The organism is Proteus sp. G2675 (genome assembly GCF_963886535.1).
Lineage (GTDB): Bacteria > Pseudomonadota > Gammaproteobacteria > Enterobacterales > Enterobacteriaceae > Proteus > Proteus mirabilis.
The window spans coordinates 192,769-215,555 of the sequence record NZ_CAWPCB010000037.1; the positions used below are offsets into that span (position 1 = coordinate 192,769).

Sequence of the window (22,787 nt, forward strand, 5' to 3'; positions counted from 1 at the left end):
TACTTAGTTTTCTATTTACTTATAGAGATCTCTTTTATTACCAAAGATCCTTCTTACTAAGTAAAGAATTAAGAAATAATAGCGACCATCTTAGTTGCTTACTGTTTTCTCTTATTTTAATGTTTATCAATTTTTGCAATATAAAAAGCCATATTTGTTCTGTATTCTTCAAAAATTTGTGCAAACACGCCTATCTTTTTTTATTGCTAAAGATCACAAAAATACGTTTTTATACTTAAATTTACTCAATAAATGAGTATTAAAATACTATTTTCGATATTTTATTTTACTTATTTTTATCATATTTAATTTTTGTTTAACTTAAGTCAAATAATTTTAGTTTATTTTTTAACCTATCATTATCCTCTCCTTTTCCTTGCTGCATCAGCGTGACGTAGCAAAAATCATTCAAATTGCTATATGAAACACCAACAAGTAGTCTAAAAAAGATAAGTGTATTAATTTATTATATACGCAGGTTTGTTTTCTCTTCACACGAGGTGAACACTAACTTGGCCAATTTCTTTTTTATCTTTATTTTTAAATATAATAGATAAACATATTTATTAAAAAATAAGCAATTAAGAAATTAATTAATATTTATATTTAATAAAAACAAAATAAAAAAACAAAATGAAAAAAAGAAAAATAAAAAACACAAATAAGAAATATAAAACATCAATTAACAATTTATATTAAAAAAATACTAAAACTTAAGTGGACTATTAATGAAAATAAAAACAATAGTTATAAAAATTACATATAAAAAAATAAAAATTTAAGTGTTATATTCAAAGATAACAATAAAAAATAACTATAAATATTCTTCTCTAATTAAAAAGTAGCATTACAACTTATAATGTTAATATTTTTTTAACTCACAAAAAAAATGCGTATTATTACCTATTAACAATGCTAAGATATATTGCTAGCTTCGTTTAAAATGCATTATTAATAAACAATAATAAGAAGGACTCCATTATGGAAAAATCCCGCACAACATTAGACCAATGGATCACCTTACAAGCTGTTGTTGATTACGGTGGCTTTGCTCAAGCCGCTGATGTGTTACATAGGACTCAATCATCAATTAGCTATACTATCAATAAGTTAGAACAAACCTTGGGTATAGAAATACTTTCTTTAGAAAAAAGACGCGCAGTATTAACTACTGAGGGAGAACTACTGCTAACACTTTCTCGAGAAGTGACAGAAAAAGCATTATCTCTAGAAAAAAAGGCAAAAAACATCAAGATTAACAATAAGTTAAAAATTAACGTACTGATCGACCCAATGTATGTCGCTGATCTTTTTTTAAATAAAATCTCACAATTTATTAAGCAGAATAAACAGTATGATATTAATATTTATAGGAATTCTCTCAGCAAATCAGAAATTTTAGCGCAAAAAGAATATGATTTAATTGTGTCACCTTATTATATTAAATCACTGCAACCTATTGTTTTAGAAAGCATTACAACTACCTTAGTATCACATCCAGATAGCCCATTACAGAAACTACAAGATGAGGAATTATTACAGGAATTACAAAGGCATAGCTGTATTTCTCTTTCTCCTGATTCACCCGATACTGATAATCAGGCCCAAGTCATTCAAGTTGGCTCTGTAGAGACAGCAATTAGCTTAATTCAGCATGGTTTAGGTTATGCACGTCTCCCCCTTATTTTTATTCAAGATGAATTGAATAAAAAAACAATAAAACAATTAATAACGCATAAAAAAGAGAAGGAATATAAATTCTATTTATATTTGAATAAAAATTCATTTATTAATGAAAACTTGCAAAGTTTATTATCAACAATTAGCTATTCAACAAATATCTAAAAACTTTTAATAAAAAATCATTTTAATTAAATTACGACATATTAAATAATTTGATGCAAGAACAAAAAAACTCATGTAAATGTTTATTAACTTAAAAAATTAGCAGTGTTATATTTTATCGGCATACTGTCTATGCAAATAAATTTATACACATATATACTTATAAATAGATTAAAAAGTAAGTTCGCTTACTTTTTATATAGGACCGATCATGAGCAAATTAAATAAATCACTCTGTGCATTAGGAGTGACTCTTTCTATATTCTCAGCACCTGCTGCTTTAGCATCAGGCACAATTAACTTTACGGGAGAAATAACCGATCAAGCATGTACTGTTGATGGCTCTTCTAAAAACTTAACCGTCGACTTAGGCAAAGTTTCTTCTAAAAGCTTAGCAACCAAAGGGGAAGTTGCTGGCCTGAAAGATTTTACCATTAAATTAATCGACTGCCCTGTTGATACCACGGTAGCCGTACGTTTTGGCGGTACTCGTGATGCAAGCGACAGAGATATCTTAGCTATAGAGCAAGTTTCTGGTGGCGCAACTAACGTAGGTATCGCGTTATTTGAGAAAGATGCTGTTTCCCAAATCAAACTGTATGACGATTCACAAGATGTACAGATCACAGGTACGGAAATTAACCTAGACTACGTTGCTCGTTATAAAGCAACTGATGCGGCAACACCAGGCCCTGCCAATGGCTCTGCTGTATATAGCATCCAATATAAATAATAAATGATAAATATGAGGGTAATCACCATTACCCTCTCACCTCTCCTCAAACTTATGGCCACTTATGAAAAAGAATATTTCCCTAATATTATTTTTACTATTTTCCCTCATAACGGCTAGCCAAGCTGCTGGAATAAGTGTGGGAGGAACACGTTTTGTCTATGACGATGATCTACGTGAAATCAGTATTCCAATTATGAATACAGATAAGGAAAAACCCTATTTAATTCAAAGTTGGGTTTCAGCTTATCAAGGTGATGAAAAAACACCTTTTATTGCAACACCTCCACTATTTCGTATTGAGCCAGATAGTTCAGGCACGGCGCGAATTTCATATACCGGAGCACCTTTGGCATCAAACCAAGAAGTGGTTTATTGGCTCAATATCAAATCCATTCCACCGATGGAAAAAAGTCCAGAGAATCAACTCCAATTAGTGATTAACTCTCAATTTAAATTGTTTCTCCGTGCCCATGATATTGAACCACTTGATTTTGATAAGGTGAAATTATCTAAACAAAATAAAGAGTTAGTAATAAATAACGATACGCCGTATCACCTGACAATTAAACATATCTTAGTGGGTGATAAACGCTACCCATTTAATGATTTTGTTAATCCTCACCAAGAAGTGGTCTTGCTAAAAGAAAATCATATTCCGCAGAAAGTTACCGTTCAATTTATCAATGATTACGGTGCGACTGTAGATAAAGTATTAAATTAAGAGTATACGGCGATGACTTTTTCTATGATAGCAGTATCTACAAAACGATTACCCATCAACATGGCAGATAATCTTTATCGTCGTGGAGTGTTAGCTATTGCTATCACGACTGTTTTATTCCCTTATACTGTTCTTGCTGAAGATATTTTTAATCCTGAAGCACTTAATTTAGGTATCGAAAATCACGTTGCAGATATTAACAGTCTGAATTACCTGTCCTATGCAGGAGGACAACTTCCTGGTGTCTATTCTGTCGATATTTATCTTAACGATAAACTTATCGATAATCGTCAAATTCGTTTTATTTTTGATGACGATAAAAAAGTGCTGGCGCCTGAAATCAGTAAACAGGATTTACTCAATTGGGGAGTCAAAGGGTCCGTTACAGACGCGTTTAGCCAACAACCTGATAGTAGTAAAATAACGGATATTGCTCGTGTTATTCCTAATGCTACATATAAATATGATTTTTCACGTGCGCGATTATCATTTTCGATCCCACAAATTGCATTATATAACTATGGGCAAGGTTATATATCCCCCACAGAATGGAATGATGGGATTAATGCAGCCTTTATTAATTACACCTATCGTCAGAATAAATATTGGTATCGAGACCAAAAAGACAGTGACAATATCTTTTTAGGATTACGCAGTGGTATTAATCTAGGCGCTTGGCGTGTACGTAATCACAGCACTTACAACAAAAATAGTGATAACGCCGCAGAATGGAACAGTCTACAAACTTACGTTGAACGCGATATCCGCCGTTTAAAAAGTCGATTAACACTAGGTGAAACCGCATCAAGTAATGATGTGTTAGAAAGTGTTCCTTATCGTGGTATTAAATTAGCCTCAGATGAAAGCATGTTGCCACAAAGTCAGCGTGGCTTTGCTCCTGTTGTAAGAGGAATTGCACAAAGCAACGCAATGGTGACTATTCGCCAAAATAATAGTGTTATTTATCAAACCTCTGTTCCTCCCGGTGAATTTGAAATATCAGATCTCTATCCCACCTCTTATAGTGGTGATTTACAAGTGACTGTTGAAGAAGCTGATGGGAGCAAACGTACATTTTCCCAACCCTTCTCTGCAGTCCCCATGATGCAACGAGCTGGGAACTTAAAATATAGTCTCGACTTGGGGAAATATAATGCTGATAGCGCAGAGCGAAAACCGACCTTTTTACAAGCTTCTGCCATTTACGGCTTACCTTATAATTTTTCCCTTTATGGAGGTACGCTACTTTCAGCAGATTATCAAGCTTATGCGATAGGTGCCGGCGTAAATATGGGTTATTTAGGGGCGATTTCAGCCGATATAACTCATGCAAATACCACGCTTATCGATAACCATAAAGCACAAGGGCAATCTTATCGTGTCCAGTATTCAAAATATTTACCGGATACCAAAACAGGATTTTCATTAGCGTCTTATCGCTACTCAACTAAAGATTATTATGATTTTTCAACCACGAATGAACGCTTTTCACAGCTTTATCGTAAGAAAAAACAGTTTCAGATCTCAGTATCGCAAGCATTAGGAGAGCTTGGTTACCTCTCTTTAAATGGTTATCAGCAATACTATTGGTATCAAGATAGAGTCGATCGCAATATCAACCTAAGCTTTAACTCTAATTATCGCTCACTCAGTTATAGTATTTCTTATGCCTATAATAAACGGCAAGAAAGTGAATTAACCGATCAAATTTTATCGATTAACTTTAACCTGCCGTTCAATATGACCAGCAATAACAATTGGTTAAGTTATCGTTATAACACCAGTAAACAAGGTGATTCGATAAGTTCTGTGAGTTTAAGTGGTACTCGTCTCGAAGATAACAATCTTCAGTATGATATTTCGCAAAACTATAACCATACTCGCCAAGAATATAGCGGTGCTATCAATGGTAGTTATAGTGCTTCAGGTGGCGAAATCAGTGCTGGTTATAACTATGATAAACGTTTCCAGTCAGTGAATTGGGGAGCAACTGGCGCGTTATTAATCCATCAAGATGGAATAACCCCATCTCGCACTATCTATGACTCCGCTATTTTAATCAAAGCGGAAGATATTGATCATTTGAAAATTAGCAGTGCGCAAAGTTTATATACCAATGCTCAAGGCTATGCCGTTATCCCTAACGTTTCCCGTTATGAACGCAATAGAGTAACGGTTGATCCCGCTTCCTTAAAGGGAAACAACGATGTGGAACTCACTTCAACAACAGTGATCCCAACGAAAGGCGCGATTGTTTTAGCCGATTTTAAAGCTCGCAAGGGTGCAAGAGTATTAGTGAACCTCTCTTATAACGGTAAACCTTTACCATTTGGTAGCCAAGTTGAAATTAGCCAAGATGGACAAGTGATTTCCAGTGGGATTGTGGCTAATGATGGTGAGGTTTTCCTAAATGGTGTACCTGCAAGTAGTCAACTACAAGCCAAATGGGGGAATAGTGCTACGGAACAGTGCCAAGCAACATTAAACGCCGATCTATCGCTCGAGAAAATTCAATTTTTACAACTGGACTGCAGATAGGTGATAAATATGAATAAATATATAACTTTGGGTTGTCTGTCTGCACTTTTGTATACATCAACCGCTTTTGCTGAATATCGTGCCGATACAACCACTAGAACGGTGAGTTATAACAATCCAATTTATGTTTCAAGAACCGCGCCTATTTTAACAGAGCTGGCAACGATTGACTTAGGCACTATGTATGGCTGGACTTGGTGGAATATCACAGGCCCAGTACAGGCGGGGATCTACTTGCCCGGCTATATTTCAGCTTCCAGCCCTAAAGTAGGCAGTGCCTATGTGCGTGAATTAGGGACTAGTGGTATCGGTTATACCCTACACGGGACTATTACTGTCGGTTGCACCGGTTCTGCTTATGTCGATGGACTATATAATGTTGATGGCAACTACAGTAATCGCCTTATTTGCACAAGTAACTTAAACCGTAGTAGTTATACCGCTTCTTTAAAAATGACGTTATATAAACTGCGTAACAATATCAAATCACAAACCATTCCAAGCACATGGGTTGCTATGCTGATTTTGTATCACAATGGGGGATTTATCACCAGTGACAATACTGGCCGTACTGAACCAAAGGTTTACCTTAATCCCCTTAATATTGTTTCCAGTGGCTGTGAAGTTATCAATAATAATATTAATGTTCCTTTAGGCTCTGTGGCAAAATCGAGCTTTAATGGTGTTGGCTCTGTTAGCCCTGATAGTCTACAAGATGTGAATATCGATTTAGATTGTGATCCCGTTTCACCCATTAAGATAAAATTCGATGGCACCCCTGATGCTAGCCAAACCGCCGGCACGATTAGCCTTAATAATGCTAATGATAGCAATACAGCCAAAGGCTATGGCATTCAGGTGAAATACCAAAACCAACCCATTGAGTTAGGAAAATTGATAACGGTGAGCGAAAAGAATAACAGTGGTAATTTTTCTATTCCTTTAGAAGCGGGTTATATACAAACTTCTGAGACTACCACCGCAGGCAAAGCTGATGGAACACTGCAATTTACCCTGCAATATCATTAAGTAAATTGCGCTCTTAAACTAAAAGGCGGAAGTATATCCGCCTTTTAATTTATCCCATTGTTTGTGATTAAACCTGATACAACTTACGTAAATAGTGTGCAACAGCATCATCAACATTTGAGCCAATCACTTCCATATCCGGTAATAGATCTTTTAGTAGCTGGTGGGCATTTTGCATAATGCAGCCTTTACCCGCCATCTGTAGCATCTCTTTATCATTCATACCATCACCAAATGCAATGGCGTCTTTTACTGAATGTTGCATCAACTTAGCGACTTTTTGTAGTGCCTCTCCTTTTGATACCCCACCCGCCATAATTTCTAGGCAATTACGCAATGAAAAACTTGCGTTAATTTTATTGCCCCAACGTTGATTAATTTTCTTTTCTAACTCAACTAACAATTCATGATCTTCTGAGGTAAAAAAGACTTTGCACACCTGCGTTGTTGGAAAGCCTGTTTTCTCAAATAGACGGTAATTAAATACCGATTCTTTAAAAAATTCTTTTAATTCAGGCGTTTCTTTATTGATATACCAGTCATCACTGCTATAAATATTCGTTGCAATATCTGGGTGATCAAACACCATTAGGGCTAAGTCATAAACGATTTCAGGTTCAAGATCTTGACTGAAAATAAGAGTGCCTTGCGTATTGTGTACTCGAGCCCCATTTGAAGTGATCATATACGCGTCAATACCAAGCCCATCACGAATTTGTGCCACATCGATATGATGACGTCCTGTGGCAAACACAAAATGGATCCCTTTTTCAATAAGCAGATGTAACGTTTCTTTAGTATAGGGAGTTAATAAGTGGTTAGGTGATAACAAGGTGCCATCAAGATCAGAAGCAACTATCGAATACATACACATTCCTGATTAAAATAAATGCTTATCATAAAACTCACAGATTTCAATTAATGCTTGTGAGCGTAGCTTATCTATTTCGAACAAGATTTCATGGTGCGCACCTTCAATCACAAGTGGCAATTTTTGCTTTTCTTCTCTTGTTCTGGACTGACTATAACCATCACAGAAAGCCCTTACTCCCCGATTATCCACCACTTTATCTAGCTCAGCTTCAAGTACTAGCAAAGGGGTGTTAATCTCTTTTGCATGTTCAATCAGCCAATCCCCCGTTTCTAGGCTCTCTTTCATCCAATGATAGGTCGGCCCACCTAAACGTAATTGAGGGAAATCGGCATAGTAACGTAAGTATCGACGATACCTTTCATGGCTATGAGTCAATACATTCAAGATAAATGGCAAAGGAAACCATTTGCCCGTTGATACCGCGTAATTATTTCGTTCTGAAACACTTTGTTCTGCACGGTTAACTAAAAAATTAGCCACCCAGCGTGGTATTGGTAAATTAATCCCAAACATCGGCGCACACAGTGCGGCGGCTTGGAAAATATCAGGTTTACGTAATAGGTAGCTGGCTAAAATAGCGCCGCCCATCGAATGGGCTAACGCAAAATAGTGCTGATAGTGATAAGGCAAAACGATAGTATCAATAAATGTCGATAAATCATCGACATAATCACTGAATTTTTCTACGTGGCCTTTTTGCGGATCATCTAATAAGCGCCCTGATAATCCTTGCCCCCGATGATCGAGAAGAAAAATATCATAACCAAGATGATAAAAATCGAAGGCCACTTCAGGATATTTTACATAACTTTCACTACGACCAGAGCAGATCACCAACGCTTTTTTGTGTGATGAAGAGCGCCAATGAACATAGCGAATGCTCACGCCATCGACTCCGGTAAATTCGCCTTCCTGTCGTTGGTTCCAAAAGTCCAATAAGATACCATTCGTAAAAGCAGAGAATTGCTTTTCACGAGATAACCACATGTGCTGAAAAAGTGTGGTTGTCATTCGGCTCCTCCTCGTTGGCGCTATTCGAACCCCTCAATATGATCACGGATAAGTGTCATAAATGCTGGCCCAAATCGTTCTAGTTTTCGTTGTCCTACCCCATTGATCAACAACAATTCATCAGGGCAGACAGGGCATTGTTCCGCCATTTCAATCAGTGTGACATCATTAAATACCACAAAGGGTGGAATATTTTCTTCATCAGCAATAGATTTACGTAATTTGCGTAGTTTCGCAAATAATTTCCTATCGTACTGTCGATGACTATTTTTTGTTTGCTGATAACGGCTTTTTGTTGGGCTTAATAGTCGTGGTACTGCCAAGGGTAATGACACCTCACCACGCAATATCGGTCGAGCTATCTCAGTCAATTGTAATGCAGAACGATGAACGATATTTTGCGCAACCATACCTAAATGGATCAATTGGCGGATCACACTCATCCAATATTCATGGCTATGGGCTTTACCAATACCATAAACTGGCAATTTATCATGACCATTATCGCGAATGCGTTGATTATTGGCACCGCGTAAAATTTCAACAATATAACCAATACCAAAACGTTGTCCGGTACGATAGATGCAAGATAACGCTTTTTGTGCATCCACTAACCCATCATATTGTTTAGGTGGATCAAGGCAAATATCGCAGTTACCACAAGCTTGTTGGCGGTGTTCACCAAAGTAATTAAGTAACACTAAACGTCGACAAGTTTGTGCTTCGGCAAAAGCCCCCATGGCATTTAATTTATGGGATTCAATCGCTTTTTGTTCACTTTCTGGCTTCTCATCTAAACAACGACGTAGCCAAGCCATATCCGCGGGATCATAAAACAGTACCGCTTGTGCAGGTAAACCATCGCGTCCTGCGCGTCCCGTTTCTTGATAGTAAGATTCAATATTACGCGGAATATCAAAATGAACCACAAAACGTACATTGGGTTTATTAATTCCCATACCGAAAGCGACCGTTGCGACCACAATCTGCAAATCATCGCGTTGAAAAGCATCTTGCACTTTTGCTCGTGTGGCAATATCCATACCCGCATGATAAGCCGCGATACTTAATCCTCGCTTACCTAGTCGTTCAGCGGTCTCTTCTACTTTGCTGCGACTATTACAATAGATAATGCCTGATTTTCCTTTCTGCCCACGAATAAACAGCCAAAGTTGATCGAGCGGTTTATATTTTTCAACTAAAGTATAACGAATATTTGGGCGGTCAAAACTGCTAATATGAACTAAAGGAGTGCGTAACGCGAGCTGATTAATAATGTCATGACGTGTTGTATTATCAGCTGTCGCCGTTAACGCAATAATAGGGACATCAGGAAGATACTGTCTTAATAAGCCAATTCCTCGGTATTCAGGGCGAAAATCATGACCCCATTGAGAAATACAGTGTGCTTCATCCACCGCTAATAAAGCAGGCTGCCATTGCACTAAATGGTGAAGAAAACTCTCCATCATTAGGCGTTCAGGTGCAATATATAACAGTTTTATTTCACCCCGTTGACAACGCATTTGTACTTGCAGTTGTTCATCTCGGCTTTGAGTTGAGTTAAGAAATGCCGCGTCAATACCATGTAAGCAGAGTTGATCAACTTGATCTTTCATTAGGGAAATCAACGGAGAAACAACTACGGTTAAGCCATCAAGCAAAAGCGCAGGTATTTGATAGCAAAGCGATTTTCCCCCTCCCGTCGGCATGACGACTAAACAGTCGCGCCCGGTGATAATGGTATCAATAATCTCTTGCTGGCCTGGTCGAAATTGCTGATAACCAAAGGTTTCGCGCAAAATAACCTGAGCTGATGGCATTGAATTAAGAACTTCTGCTGTGGACACGCCATTCCTCTGAAAAGCTGGTAAGAACGATAATGAGGAGTAAAAGAAAAGGCACCAGTATAAAGGTGCCATCACCACTTGTCGTGTTATGCTACCCTAGAATGAGGAAAATTACAGCATATCATTGAGCATAACGCCGACACCGATACGAGTTTGACGGAAATTATAATCAATCATCGACTCCCCATACCCACTAAATAGTTGGGTATAAAAGCGTACATGCTTGGTAATAGGATAGCTCCAGCCTAGCTCAGCAGCACCGTATCCGCTACTCCAGTTATAACGCCCTGTTAAAGTAAACGTACTTTCGCCTAAACGATAACCCGCTTTTAAGCGGTAATATCCCATATAGCGATTAATATCGGGATTATCATCATTTTTAGCACTTTCATTAAAACGGTACCAAGGTTTCAGATCGAGTTGGAAATTACCTTTTTGCGCCATAAAACGTGCATAAACACGATTCCAACTTCGTGAAGTAGGCTCTGCGCGGCCATTCGATTCATGGTTAAATCCCGTTTCAATTTCTCTTAATGTCCAACCGGCAAATTGATAATCCGTCGCCCAACCTAAAAACAGTTGTGGTTCATAGTTGGTTTCACGAAACGGCGCAGACTCTTTTTTATTACTTAGCTGCCACCAAGAGCGTTGCGTATAGGAAGCCGCTAATACAGAATTTTCCCCGGCAATGCCACGCCACAGCGGGAATGCAAGACTTATCTGAAATTTAACTTCATCTTTTTTAGCCTTATGACCCCAATCATAACTGGCAATCGCCTCTTTATTCATATCGGAGGTTTTTGTGTAAATAATATAATTAGATTCATAAGGGTAAAGTACAAAGGGTGAATCATACTCTTGTAATAGACCGGAAATAATACTGCCCTGAACCAACGGTGTTGGAGATGATACAGGTGATATCTCCGCCGCCACTCCCCATACAGGGTAGGTTAAAATCACCGTGAGTAAAGAACGGATGTAACGCATAGTTAATTATCCTGTATTATTAGTGAACAATATAAAAGATAGCACTTAATATTTGTCGTGAGCGCTTATAAATCAGCTTTATTCGCGTTAGGCGTCCATATTTTACACGTTATTTCCATTAAATCTCATATATTTTCTCGCCACTCTATTAATCGGATGAATGGGAAATTACCTTTTTGTCATCTATTATTAACAAAACATTAACCTAATAATAAAATGTCGAGGAACTTTAAAATGGAGAAAATATTAACACTGGAAGAAGCACAAGCGTTGATTGGACATGTTTTTGTCTATCAAATGCCTTTTAATCAACTGATAGGTTTAGAATTAATTCGCTTCGAACAAGATTATGCTGAGATCCAATTTCGCTACCAAGACAAACTGGTTGGCAATATCGCACAACGCATTTTACATGGTGGCATGATAGCCTCTGTGTTAGACGTAAGTGCAGGTTTAGTCTGTGTAGGTAATGCCCTAACACGTCTAGCCCCTATATCCCAAGAGCAACTCGAACAAAAACTGGCAAAAATGGGCACTATCGATCTACGTGTTGATTATTTACGCCCAGGGCGAGGGGAGTGTTTTACCGCAAGTAGTCATATACTACGTAGTGGTAATAAAGTTTCTGTGGCAAGGGTTGAATTACACAATGAAAAACAAGTTCATATCGCCAGCGGCACAGCAACTTATATTGTTGGCTGATGCGACTTATCCATTATCTTGGGTAGATTAATATTAATTACTTGTAAAAAAACATGCCTAATGACACATTAGATAATGTCATTGGGTATGATAACCCCGTCACATATTTCATTTCCATCAATACCAGAGATAGCATGAGCCAGAAAAACACTTTAAAAGGCGTTTTATGTGCCCTAGGCGCCTATTTGATCTGGGGTATTGCCCCTGTCTATTTTAAAAGCATTCAAGAAGTGCCCGCAGAAGAGATCTTAACACACCGTATTTTATGGTCATTCTTCTTTATGTTGCTTTTAATGTCGATCACTCGCCATTGGCCCTATTTACGCCAACTTGTTCGTCAGCCCAAAAAAGTACTAATGTTAGCACTTACTGCGGTGATTATTGCCAGTAACTGGCTTATCTATATATGGGCGGTTAACCACGGATTTATGTTAGAAGCCAGCCTTGGTTACTTTATTAATCCATTAGTTAATGTGTTATTCGGTATGATTTTTTTAGGCGAGCGCTTTCGCCGTATGCAATGGTTCGCCGTAAGTTTAGCCTTTACTGGCGTCTTTATCCAATTATGGCAATTCGGCTCTGTACCTGTTATCGGCCTTAGTTTAGCAGTCACATTCGGCCTATATGGACTATTACGTAAAAAACTTGGGGTAGATGCACAAACGGGTATGACAATAGAAACACTGTGGCTGTTTCCTGTTGCTTTAGTTTATATCCTCTTTTTTACCCATTCACCCACCAGCAATATGTTAGAAAATAGCTGGTCGCTAAATACATTACTGATTGCTGCAGGGGTTATCACCACCGTACCCTTACTGCTCTTTACCGAAGCAGCTCAACATTTGCGTCTATCTACCCTAGGATTTTTCCAGTATATAGGACCCACATTGATGTTTATTCTCGCCACTATGGTGTATGGAGAACAAATCGATGCGGAGCGTTTAGTGACCTTTGGGTTTATTTGGGTCGCCCTTATCTTATTTACTTTAGATGCACTCTACACTCAGCAACGTTTAAGACGAAGTTAGCACATACTTACTATTGAGCTAAATTATCAATACTAATGAAAGCGCCAGAAAGATACCCCTTTCTGGCAGGGCTTGAGTGCTCTTCTTTTGTATTACAACCCATTGCTATCGCTTCTATACGGCGTTGTGAGCGTCTAAAGAATGTTGATGTAGAATTAGTTGCAATACGGATAGCACCGATCACCCCACTTAAATAGAGATTCATGCGTGGCACAAAATCACGTTGATGTCGTAATAATCGACAATAGAGATCTTCTTCAAACGGGTTGGCAGGAGCACTAGGATGGTAAGTATCAAAACGCTGCTCATAAATAGGCTCCACGGGAGGCATTTTATCAACAGAGAAATCCTCAGCGATTTTTGTCACAGGCTTAATTGAATAATAAGTATCAAATAATACAGAAGTAATTTTCATCAGCTAACTCCGTTAAAATAATCTGTAACGGAATTATTAATTCGGTTAATTATATGTTCATTAAAAAAAACACCCTTAACTATCTTCTAGATTAGTAAGGGTGTTTTTTTATATTGCTCTCTTTTAAAAAATTAACAGTGTCAATAAATAGCCAATCACTCTAATCGTGCAAAAGCAGCAACCAACCACTTAATACCTTCACCATTAAAGGCTATTTGTAATCGGCAGTGTTCACCGCTACCTTCGATATTAATAATAGTACCTTCACCAAATTTAGGGTGCTTAACCCGTTGACCAAGGGAGTAACCTGTATCATTACTAACAATCGGTGTACCTAAACGATGATGATTCACGGGACGTGAAACCGTCGCCCGTAACCGTACTTCTTCAACACACTCTTTTGGTAACTCGCCAATAAAGCGCGAAGGTCGATGGCTCACTTCTTTACCATATAAACGGCGGTTTTCAGCGTAAGTAAGTGTTAACTTTTTCATGGCACGCGTCACGCCAACATAAGCTAGCCGACGCTCTTCTTCTAAGCGCCCACCTTCATCCAAGGACATCTGGCTTGGGAACATGCCTTCTTCAACCCCGACAATAAACACTTGTGAGAACTCTAGCCCTTTCGCCGAGTGTAGTGTCATCAATTGAACAGCATCTTGATACGCATCAGCCTGTCCTTCTCCTGATTCTAATGCCGCATGAGAGAGAAAAGCTTGCAATGGCATTAAATCTTCGTCTTCATCTTGATAGCTAAATTGACGAGTCGCCGTCACCAGCTCTTCCAAGTTTTCAATCCGCGCTTGTGCTTTTTCACCCTTTTCCTGCTCATACATCGCTTTTAAGCCAGAATCGCGAATAATACGGTCTGTTTGCACATGCAACGGCATATCCGCTGTTTCATTTGCTAACGTCTCAATTAATTCTAAAAAGCGCGCAATTGCCGCAATAGCCCGGCCTGCTAGCATTTTATGCTCAATAACCTGTAATGCACTTTCCCATAATGTGATTTGGTTATCTCTAGCTACTTGGCGAACCACATCTAAGGTTCTATCACCAATTCCACGCGTTGGCGTATTCACAACACGTTCAAAAGAAGCATCATCGTGACGATTCGCTGTTAAACGCATATAAGAGAGGGCATCTTTGATCTCTTGACGCTCAAAGAAACGCTGTCCACCATAAATACGATAAGGCATATTCGCTTGTAATAGCGCTTCTTCCATGATGCGCGATTGGGCATTACTACGATAAAGAATGGCACAATCTGCAAGGGCGCCTCCCTCTTCATGCCAACGCTTAATACGCCCTACTACATAACGCGCTTCATCTAGGTCGTTAAATGCACAATAGAGTGAAATCGGCTCGCCTTCAGCCCCTTCTGTCCATAGGTTTTTACCTAAACGATCGCTATTATTAGCAATTAAGGCATTAGCGGCTTTTAGAATATTACTGGTGGAGCGATAATTTTGCTCTAAGCGGATGGTTTCAGCGCCGGGAAATTCATTTAAAAAGTTTTGAATATTTTCAACTTGAGCCCCACGCCAACCGTAAATAGATTGATCATCATCACCGACTATCATCACCTTACCAGTCTGTCCTGCCAACATCCTGATCCAAGCATATTGAATACGGTTAGTATCTTGGAATTCATCCACTAAGATATTGGTAAAACGGTGTTGATAGTGTTCTAGAATTTGTGGTTTATTCAGCCACAATTCATGGGCACGCAATAACAACTCCGCAAAGTCCACTAAGCCTGCACGATCACAAGCTTCTTGATAAGCTTGATAGACTTTTAACCATGTGGTTTCCACGGGGTTACCATAGGTCTGAATATGTTGTGGGCGGAGTCCTTCATCTTTCTTTCCATTGATATACCACATACCTTGACGAGGAGGCCATTGCTTATCATCAAGAGCCATGGATTTTACGATACGACGAATTAAACGGTATTGATCATCACTATCAATGATTTGGAAGTCTTGAGGTAAACCAGCATCAAGATAATGCGCCCGTAATAAACGATGGGCGAGACTATGGAAAGTACCTATCCACATTCCCCCTTGACTAGTACCAATCAAGTCCTCAATACGATGACGCATTTCTGCTGCAGCTTTATTAGTAAATGTTACCGCCATAATGGAAAAAGGAGAGGCTTGTTCAACAGATAATAACCAAGCAATGCGATGTACTAATACGCGTGTTTTACCACTACCAGCACCTGCAAGTACCAGCATATTTACACGCGGTGCTGCAACGGCTTCGCGCTGTTTATCGTTAAGGCCTTCGAGCAGATATGAGACGTCCATAATTACCAATCATTGAGTGAAGAGAAATACTGTGGATATATACAGAAGTTAGTTTATTAAGCAACAAACTAACAGGATTTTACGCCCGATGCAAAACTATGCCCACTGAAAAGTGGATAAAGACCTGCACAGAGCGCGTCTATGACTAAATTAATTCAACCAGTTTAGCTAATTCAGTGATCTCAATATGAGGCATAACACGCGTTTCACCTTCGGTAAACAAACTGCGATTATCTAAATTAATCCAACACGCCTGTAATCCACTTTTAACCGCGCCTTCTACATCCGTCACTAGATGATCGCCTACATGCAAAATATTCTGATGAGGGAGTTTAAGTAACGAAGCCGCCTTATCAAACATATCAGGATAAGGCTTAGAGCGCCCATCAGGCCCTGCCTTTAAAATATGTGTAAAGTATTGCCCCAACCCACAGCTTAATGGATTAGCATTACCATTAGTAATAGCGATTAATGGGATTTTTTCCGCCAGTTGTGTCAACACTTGATGGGTATTATTAGGGACATTAATACGGCTACGCCAATAAGCAAAATGAGCCATAATTTCATCAGCACCTTGCTGTGCTTTAGTTTCACTATAACCATAGTCTAACAACATATTTTTAGCCGCTAACCAACGCCACTGAGTGATATCGTGAAAAATATCAGGATTATTTTCTAATAGTGGCTGTTTGTAAGCATCTACATCATGTTCAGTAAAATGGTGAAAACGCTCATCATACTGACGGATAAACGCTAAGGTCTCTTCTTCTGTTTTATCCATCACAGGAACATTGTCATACAGCGTATCGTCTAAATCAAAAGTCATCGCTGCAATCGGCATCAGAGTGCGATAAAAGTGCATTATGATTTTTCTCTCTTAGCTCTTGGATGAGCAGCATCATAGACTTTCGCTAAATGCTGAAAATCTAAGTGAGTATAAACTTGTGTGGTTGATAAATTAGCGTGGCCTAATAGCTCTTGTACTGCTCGCAAATCACCACTTGATTCAAGTAAATGAGTGGCAAAAGAGTGGCGCAGTTTATGAGGATTGACATGGCTACTGAGTCCTTGTTTCACCCCCCAAAGTTCAAAACGTTTTTGCACACTGCGAACAGATAATCGTTTACCGCTTTTCGTTGAGATAAAAACCGCAGTATCCTCAGGAGAATACAGCTCCCGCATGGCAAACCAATGCTGTAACCACTCTACAGCTTTTCTTCCCAAGGGAACTTTACGCTCTTTACTGCCTTTACCTAATACTCGGACTTCGCCTTCTTGGAGATCAATATCATTGATATTTAAGTTAGTCAGTTCAGATAAACGTAATCCAGCGCCATACATCACTTCCAGCATCGTTCTATCCCTTACAGAGAGGGGATCTTTTAAGTCGATATTCATCAACTGACTGACTTCATCAACATCCATATTTTTAGGCAAGTGACGACCTGATTTGGGTGTTCGAACCCCTTTGGCGGGGTTTACTGCTAACATTCCTTGAGAAACTTGCCAATCAAGGAAGCTACGCAATGCTGAAAAGCGCAATGCTAAACTTGCAGGTTGTAATCCACTGCGATGGCTTTTAGCCAATAACATACGCACATGTTGGCTTTCTAGTAACGACCATTGGTTGATTTTTATTGCAACCATCATTTGTGCAATGGTCATTAATTGTCGCTGGTAATTTTCTACCGTTACCGGACTTAATCGCCGTTCAACTTCGATATAACTTAAGAAGCTATCAATGGCTAATGAGAGTGTTTCAGGGACGTCAATAATTTGGCTCATTGTCTTGCGATCCAGCGAGTTAATAACTCAGGTAATATCTGCGCGAGTTTATCCAACATTGCCGTTCCCATACCTTCTTGAAAATGTTGGCTATCTCGACTATTAAAAATGATCACCCCTAAATCGCCATAATGCCCTAATAATGAGAGTGCCACAGAGCCAGAACGACGAACATTAGGCATTAATAACATCATTTCTTGGCCATTTAATGGCCCCAAATAGTGATTATTATCGCCCATACGCTGAATACGGAAATGCTCAAATGTTTGACGAGATAGTGCGAGTGTTTGAGCATCTAAAGGAGGTTGTAATTGCCAACGATCGGTGAAAAGACGCAGTTGTACTGAGTAAAGCCCTAACTCCTTCGCCCAAAGATTTAACCGTTCCAGCATTTCCTTTAATGAATTACAGCGGGATAACTCAGAGATAAGCCTTAGTAATTGGCTAAATAGAGATTCATTTTCTGCAGCTTGCTCAATCAACAAACGCATATCCTCTTCAAGATAATGGATACGTGTTCGCTGACGTGACATTATCCACTCAACTAATGAGATACTCCCTCTTACTGGGTGAGGAACTTGCATTTGCTCAATATAGCTGGCATTACGGATAAAGAAACCAGGATGCTCCTTGAGATAATCAATGATGGTTTGATCGTTGAGTTCGTTTTTCTCAGGGTAACAAAACTGCTCATTCTTATCCGTCATACCAAGCACCTCTCAAAAATAATATTATAGCTGGATTGTTCCATCATAAATATGCACAGCAGGTCCTGTCATATAAAGTGGGTTTCCTGTACCTTTCCATTCAATTGATAATGATCCACCCGGTAAATTAACTTTCACTTTTCTATCTAATAAACCTTGGGAGATCCCCACCGCGACAGCGGCACAGGCACCACTTCCACAAGCTTGAGTTTCTCCAGCACCACGTTCAAATACCCGTAAATGCAATGTATTTCTATCAACCACCTGCATAAAACCAATATTGGCGCGCTCTGGAAAGCGTTCGTGTTGTTCCAATACTGAGCCCAATGACTCAACTTCCGCAGTTTTGATATCTTCCACTTGGATCACACAGTGCGGATTTCCCATTGACACCACACCACATAGAACCGTTCGTTCCATCGCTCTGATAATATAGGTTTTTTCTACTTTTTGAGCACGAAACGGTACTTTTTGTGGTTCAAACTCTGGCTCTCCCATATTGACACAAACATCTTCATTATCCATAACATGTAAGGTCATTCTGCCAGACTGGGTACTGACTTTTATTTCTCTTTTATTTGTAAGCCCTTTTAGTCTTACAAATCGAGCAAAACAGCGAGCACCATTGCCACATTGTGCGACTTCACTCCCATCAGCATTAAAAATGCGGTAATGAAAGTCCAATTCAGGATCATAAGGTGCTTCAACTACTAACAGTTGATCAAACCCAACACCAGTATGTCGATTGGCTAACCGGCAAATTAATTCTGGTGAAAAATAAACATTTTGGGTAACAGCATCAACAACCATAAAGTCATTGCCTAACCCATGCATTTTTGAAAATTGCATCTTAACCCTGCCTGAAACGGGTGTCCCGTTTCTAATATTGACTAATTGTTTTGTGTTGAGGAAGTCTCAACTTGCTGGGTTGGCTGGGATGACTGAGTCATATTTGCCTGAGTATCTTCAGGCGGGAAATAGAGAGGGCCTTTCAAGCCACAACCAGAAAGAGAAATCAGTGTTATTATAGCAAGGGTGCAACGTAAATACGTTTTCATTCGAAATCTGCCTATCATTAATTTGGTTAATATCCTCTATAATCGCAGTTAGATCTCGAAAAGCAAATAGGAAAATGAAGATGAACGATAGTGAATTTCACCAATTAGCTGACGAATTGATGTCAGAAATAGAACAAACCATTGATAATTATGAAGGTGATGCGGATATTGATTGTGAAATCAATGGTGGCGTAATGACATTAACCTTTGAAAATCATAGTAAAATTATCATTAATCGTCAGGAAGCCTTTCATCAAGTATGGTTAGCAACGCGTTCTGGCGGTTATCATTTTGATTGGAAAGGTACACAGTGGGTTTGCGATCGTAGTGGCGGGGAATTTTTAACCATGTTGGCTCAAGCAATCAGCGAACAAAGTGGTGAAGCATTTTCTTTTTAACACAAACAACTAAGTGATGGGTGCTGGAAAGTCCCCATCACTTCTCTATCGGTTTTGCCGTGTCGATGATCAGTGATGATGTACAGCCTGATAGTCATTAAATCCTTGAATAGGCTTAGTACTCATCTCTTCTTTTGGCGCTGTTTTACCTAGATCACTTAGCTTACCAAACGATCCCCCAGCAAAAGGCAGTACTTGCGTTGCTCCATCCACTTTCACGATTTGATAAAACTGTGGCAAATTGAAGTTGATAAAGCTTGAGCCATAAGTAAAGCGATCATGAGATGAAGAGTAAAAACGGCTGACATCTTTTACTAGCTCTTCTTTACTACCTTCGCAGTGAGAATAAATCTCCACTCGATTAGCTTCATCTAAGATATAGATATTAAAGACATTATTATCCTCTGTTGTTTCAAAGAAGAACTGAATAATCCCTTCACAAGCAAAACCATCAATCACAGCGGGCAGATAACGGGCATCTTTGCCTAATTTAACGGGTAATCCATGCAATTTGTTGTATGAAATAGCACCATAAAATTCAATGGCATTCTCCAACTTTTGTACAGAAACATTAAGACGTTCAAAGAACAATCCCCATGTTTGCCCTGCAATACGTAATGCTTTAAAACGCCCTGGCTCTAATCTATTGGTTGATAAACGCAATTCAATACATTCTGAGACTAACTGTTGAACACGGGTACGAATTAAACCACGTAGATGCTGGCTATAACAAAAAACTTCAACCGATGCAGGTGGGGCCGCATCTTGGTGCATTTTACCTAAAATAGTTTTTAACGATTCCAACATCGATTGCGTACCATTAAAATGCAGCGTTCTCACTTCATTCCAAGAGTTACGATAGAGTAAATCGATACTACCAATTAAGCATTGCTCTTCCTCGCCAAAGCTAAATACATCCAACTTTCTAAAATCAAAATGCACTACTTGATCAGAAAAACGCTCTGTTGGGTCGACTTCTAAATTGACAATAATGGCTAAATGCCTAATTTCACAAGGGCTATACAGTGCTTTAGGCGTCGGGGCAGGTAAACGAATAGGAAAATGACTCGAGATATCCCGCACTAATTCATGAAGTTTAATTTCATCACAAGAGGAGTCACCTTGATGAATATAAACCTGTGAATCTTTAGTAAGTAAGCCATTAAAATAAGACCAAGCCACTAATTTATTTAAGTAACGGTTATATTCTAACGGTTGATGACCAACAATATGTGCAAAATCAGGAGCCCGATTATAAAGATACCAACCACTACGATTAGCGCGTCCCGGTGGCACATAGATAAAGGTTAAATGAGGCTCGGATAAATCAGGAGAAATCTGTGGATTAACCAGGGTTACTTTACCCGGTAGCGCTTCAAAAGCGGCATAAAGCTTACGTGTTAATACACCAATATCTTGTGGACTAGCACTGACACTTAAGTTATTACGGCGCGCAAAACGAATAAGATTACGATAGCTTTGCATCATCGTATCTAATAATTCATTATGTGCGTTACGAACGCGCTCTATTTTCCAGCTATCACGATTATCTAATATCGCCAAACGTTCGTGATCCCACTGCCACTGCGTGACTAACTGAGATAATACTTGGCGTCGCCAACCTGCAGGTTCATTCTCATTTTTTTCATTAGATAGTTTTTCACAAACTTTCAGGTAGAAACAGCGACGGATTAAATCAAGGCGGGTTAAATCATTAATCGAAACTAAATAGCGGGTTACACGCTCAAGCATCATACAATATGCATCTAAACCGTAATTTACGATTTCACCACGATGAAGATGCTGTTTCATTTCTAATGCCAACAATTTGCCATTAGGGTAATCCGCGGAATAGGCTTCCAATAAAATACTTTTTAATACGGCTTTATAAGGTGAATCAACACTCTTATAGAGTTGCCACAGGCTTGCACCAAAATACTCTTCGGCAGAAAGCTCACCCAGTCCACCTAAATCAAGCCATTCATTGGGCGTTAATACACCTTGGGCATAGAGTGAATTAACATATTCATCGTAATGGTACTCTTCTTCTACTGGTACCATCGTCCATAACAAACGTTTACCTGCAAGGCGAACCGCTGTACGGTAGAACTCATCAAGTAACAGGATATGCTGAGTTGAGCCGCAATCTTCCCCACCTAAGCTACCACTTGCATGATGACGGAAGCGGTTCTCATCAATTAAGAAAAAAGTAACATCAATACCTAATTCTCCCGCCCATTGTTCGATCAGTAAACATTTACGTTGTAAACGTGCACGCTCATCTTGGTCCAGCCAAGATTGGTGACAGACCCAAATATCAATATCGGAGCAGTGACTTTGCCCAATCGAGGAAGTACTTCCCATCGAATAGATACCCGTAATAGGTAACTCTCCGCTGGTGTATCCATTCATTGGCTCATCACATGATGCATTAGTCAGCTTATTGACCCATTGACGTTGCACGTCATCAGGTTCAAAGAAACATGTACCATGAGGGACATTTCCTTGAATATAGCCTGGCAACTGAGGGTGGTGGTAATGCAGTAAAACAGGAATTAAACCATACACCTGTTTAAACACATCACTCATCGATGCAAATGCACGTTCCAGCCTGAGTTGATTAATCGCATCCAGCCGTTGCTTCAGTGTTTCAATATAAAGATACAAGAGTTTCGCCTGAACAATACTAAGAAAATAGTAGAATCTGAGTTTATAAATTACCGAGCTTTAATTATTCAATTATTAATAGATAAAACTTTACTAACAAAATCTCGGAAACGTGATCAATTTA

At 39.0% G+C, this 22,787-nt stretch carries 20 protein-coding genes; 8 read left to right on the forward strand and 12 right to left on the reverse strand.

The features are described from left to right. The first annotated feature begins 981 nt into the window (after positions 1–981). From AACQ49_RS13040 to AACQ49_RS13060, 5 genes are all read left to right on the forward strand, one after another. Positions 982–1,845 (forward strand): LysR family transcriptional regulator, encoded by an 864-nt coding sequence (locus AACQ49_RS13040; protein ID WP_004249644.1) that lies wholly within the window; start codon positions 982–984, stop codon positions 1,843–1,845. A gap of 211 nt (positions 1,846–2,056) precedes the next feature. Then, a complete protein-coding gene (locus tag AACQ49_RS13045; RefSeq protein ID WP_017827027.1) occupies positions 2,057–2,578 on the forward strand; it encodes a fimbrial protein in 522 nt (173 codons plus the stop codon). Positions 2,579–2,642: 64 nt separating this feature from the next. Next, complete coding sequence (locus AACQ49_RS13050) at positions 2,643–3,302, forward strand: fimbrial biogenesis chaperone (RefSeq protein ID WP_161779084.1); 660 nt, start codon at positions 2,643–2,645, stop codon at positions 3,300–3,302. A gap of 12 nt (positions 3,303–3,314) precedes the next feature. Then, positions 3,315–5,840, forward strand: coding sequence for a fimbria/pilus outer membrane usher protein (locus tag AACQ49_RS13055; protein ID WP_004249646.1), 2,526 nt, complete (start codon positions 3,315–3,317; stop codon positions 5,838–5,840). 9 nt (positions 5,841–5,849) lie between these two features. Next, positions 5,850–6,869, forward strand: a complete 1,020-nt coding sequence (locus tag AACQ49_RS13060) for a fimbrial protein (protein ID WP_004249648.1) — start codon at positions 5,850–5,852, stop codon at positions 6,867–6,869. A gap of 67 nt (positions 6,870–6,936) precedes the next feature. Here the strand turns inward: AACQ49_RS13060 and yigL are convergent, their stop codons facing one another. The 4 genes from yigL to pldA form a co-directional block, all read right to left on the reverse strand. Next, entirely contained in the window at positions 6,937–7,737 is an 801-nt protein-coding gene (yigL, locus tag AACQ49_RS13065; protein ID WP_004246316.1) for a sugar/pyridoxal phosphate phosphatase YigL, read from the reverse strand. A gap of 12 nt (positions 7,738–7,749) precedes the next feature. Then, a complete protein-coding gene (pldB, locus tag AACQ49_RS13070) occupies positions 7,750–8,754 on the reverse strand; it encodes a lysophospholipase L2 (RefSeq protein WP_036919582.1) in 1,005 nt (334 codons plus the stop codon). Positions 8,755–8,774: 20 nt separating this feature from the next. Beyond that, positions 8,775–10,604 carry an ATP-dependent DNA helicase RecQ gene (gene recQ, locus AACQ49_RS13075; RefSeq protein ID WP_004246318.1) on the reverse strand — a complete coding sequence of 610 codons (1,830 nt, stop codon included), beginning with the start codon at positions 10,602–10,604 and terminating at the stop codon, positions 8,775–8,777. A gap of 111 nt (positions 10,605–10,715) precedes the next feature. After that, on the reverse strand, positions 10,716–11,591 hold the full coding sequence (gene pldA, locus AACQ49_RS13080; protein WP_004246319.1) for a phospholipase A: 876 nt from the start codon (positions 11,589–11,591) through the stop codon (positions 10,716–10,718). A gap of 234 nt (positions 11,592–11,825) precedes the next feature. Between pldA and AACQ49_RS13085 the strand changes: the two genes are divergently transcribed. Next, positions 11,826–12,293 carry a thioesterase family protein gene (locus AACQ49_RS13085; RefSeq protein ID WP_004249652.1) on the forward strand — a complete coding sequence of 156 codons (468 nt, stop codon included), beginning with the start codon at positions 11,826–11,828 and terminating at the stop codon, positions 12,291–12,293. Positions 12,294–12,427: 134 nt separating this feature from the next. Further along, on the forward strand, positions 12,428–13,321 hold the full coding sequence (gene rarD, locus AACQ49_RS13090; protein ID WP_004249653.1) for an EamA family transporter RarD: 894 nt from the start codon (positions 12,428–12,430) through the stop codon (positions 13,319–13,321). A 10-nt stretch (positions 13,322–13,331) separates the two neighbouring features. Here the strand turns inward: rarD and AACQ49_RS13095 are convergent, their stop codons facing one another. From AACQ49_RS13095 to lptM, 7 genes are all read right to left on the reverse strand, one after another. Continuing rightward, positions 13,332–13,736 (reverse strand): hypothetical protein, encoded by a 405-nt coding sequence (locus AACQ49_RS13095; RefSeq protein ID WP_046335065.1) that lies wholly within the window; start codon positions 13,734–13,736, stop codon positions 13,332–13,334. A gap of 155 nt (positions 13,737–13,891) precedes the next feature. Further along, positions 13,892–16,048 (reverse strand): DNA helicase II, encoded by a 2,157-nt coding sequence (gene uvrD, locus AACQ49_RS13100; protein WP_004246323.1) that lies wholly within the window; start codon positions 16,046–16,048, stop codon positions 13,892–13,894. A 145-nt stretch (positions 16,049–16,193) separates the two neighbouring features. After that, complete coding sequence (gene yigB / locus AACQ49_RS13105; RefSeq protein ID WP_004249656.1) at positions 16,194–16,910, reverse strand: 5-amino-6-(5-phospho-D-ribitylamino)uracil phosphatase YigB; 717 nt, start codon at positions 16,908–16,910, stop codon at positions 16,194–16,196. After that, positions 16,910–17,833 carry a tyrosine recombinase XerC gene (xerC, locus tag AACQ49_RS13110; RefSeq protein ID WP_004246325.1) on the reverse strand — a complete coding sequence of 308 codons (924 nt, stop codon included), beginning with the start codon at positions 17,831–17,833 and terminating at the stop codon, positions 16,910–16,912. Before xerC ends, yigB begins: the two co-directional genes overlap by 1 nt. Continuing rightward, entirely contained in the window at positions 17,830–18,540 is a 711-nt protein-coding gene (locus tag AACQ49_RS13115) for a DUF484 domain-containing protein (protein ID WP_049201233.1), read from the reverse strand. Before AACQ49_RS13115 ends, xerC begins: the two co-directional genes overlap by 4 nt. A 24-nt stretch (positions 18,541–18,564) precedes the next feature. Next, on the reverse strand, positions 18,565–19,389 hold the full coding sequence (gene dapF / locus AACQ49_RS13120; RefSeq protein WP_004246327.1) for a diaminopimelate epimerase: 825 nt from the start codon (positions 19,387–19,389) through the stop codon (positions 18,565–18,567). A gap of 41 nt (positions 19,390–19,430) precedes the next feature. Then, complete coding sequence (gene lptM, locus AACQ49_RS13125; protein ID WP_004246328.1) at positions 19,431–19,598, reverse strand: LPS translocon maturation chaperone LptM; 168 nt, start codon at positions 19,596–19,598, stop codon at positions 19,431–19,433. 80 nt (positions 19,599–19,678) lie between these two features. Here lptM and cyaY point away from each other — a divergent pair, with 80 nt between their 5' ends. After that, the gene (gene cyaY, locus AACQ49_RS13130; RefSeq protein WP_004249659.1) at positions 19,679–19,996 is read left to right on the forward strand and encodes an iron donor protein CyaY; all 318 of its coding nucleotides are present in this window, start codon (positions 19,679–19,681) and stop codon (positions 19,994–19,996) included. A 69-nt stretch (positions 19,997–20,065) separates the two neighbouring features. Here cyaY and AACQ49_RS13135 read toward each other — a convergent pair whose 3' ends face one another. Continuing rightward, positions 20,066–22,663, reverse strand: a complete 2,598-nt coding sequence (locus AACQ49_RS13135; RefSeq protein WP_004246330.1) for a class I adenylate cyclase — start codon at positions 22,661–22,663, stop codon at positions 20,066–20,068. Positions 22,664–22,787 lie beyond the last annotated feature (124 nt).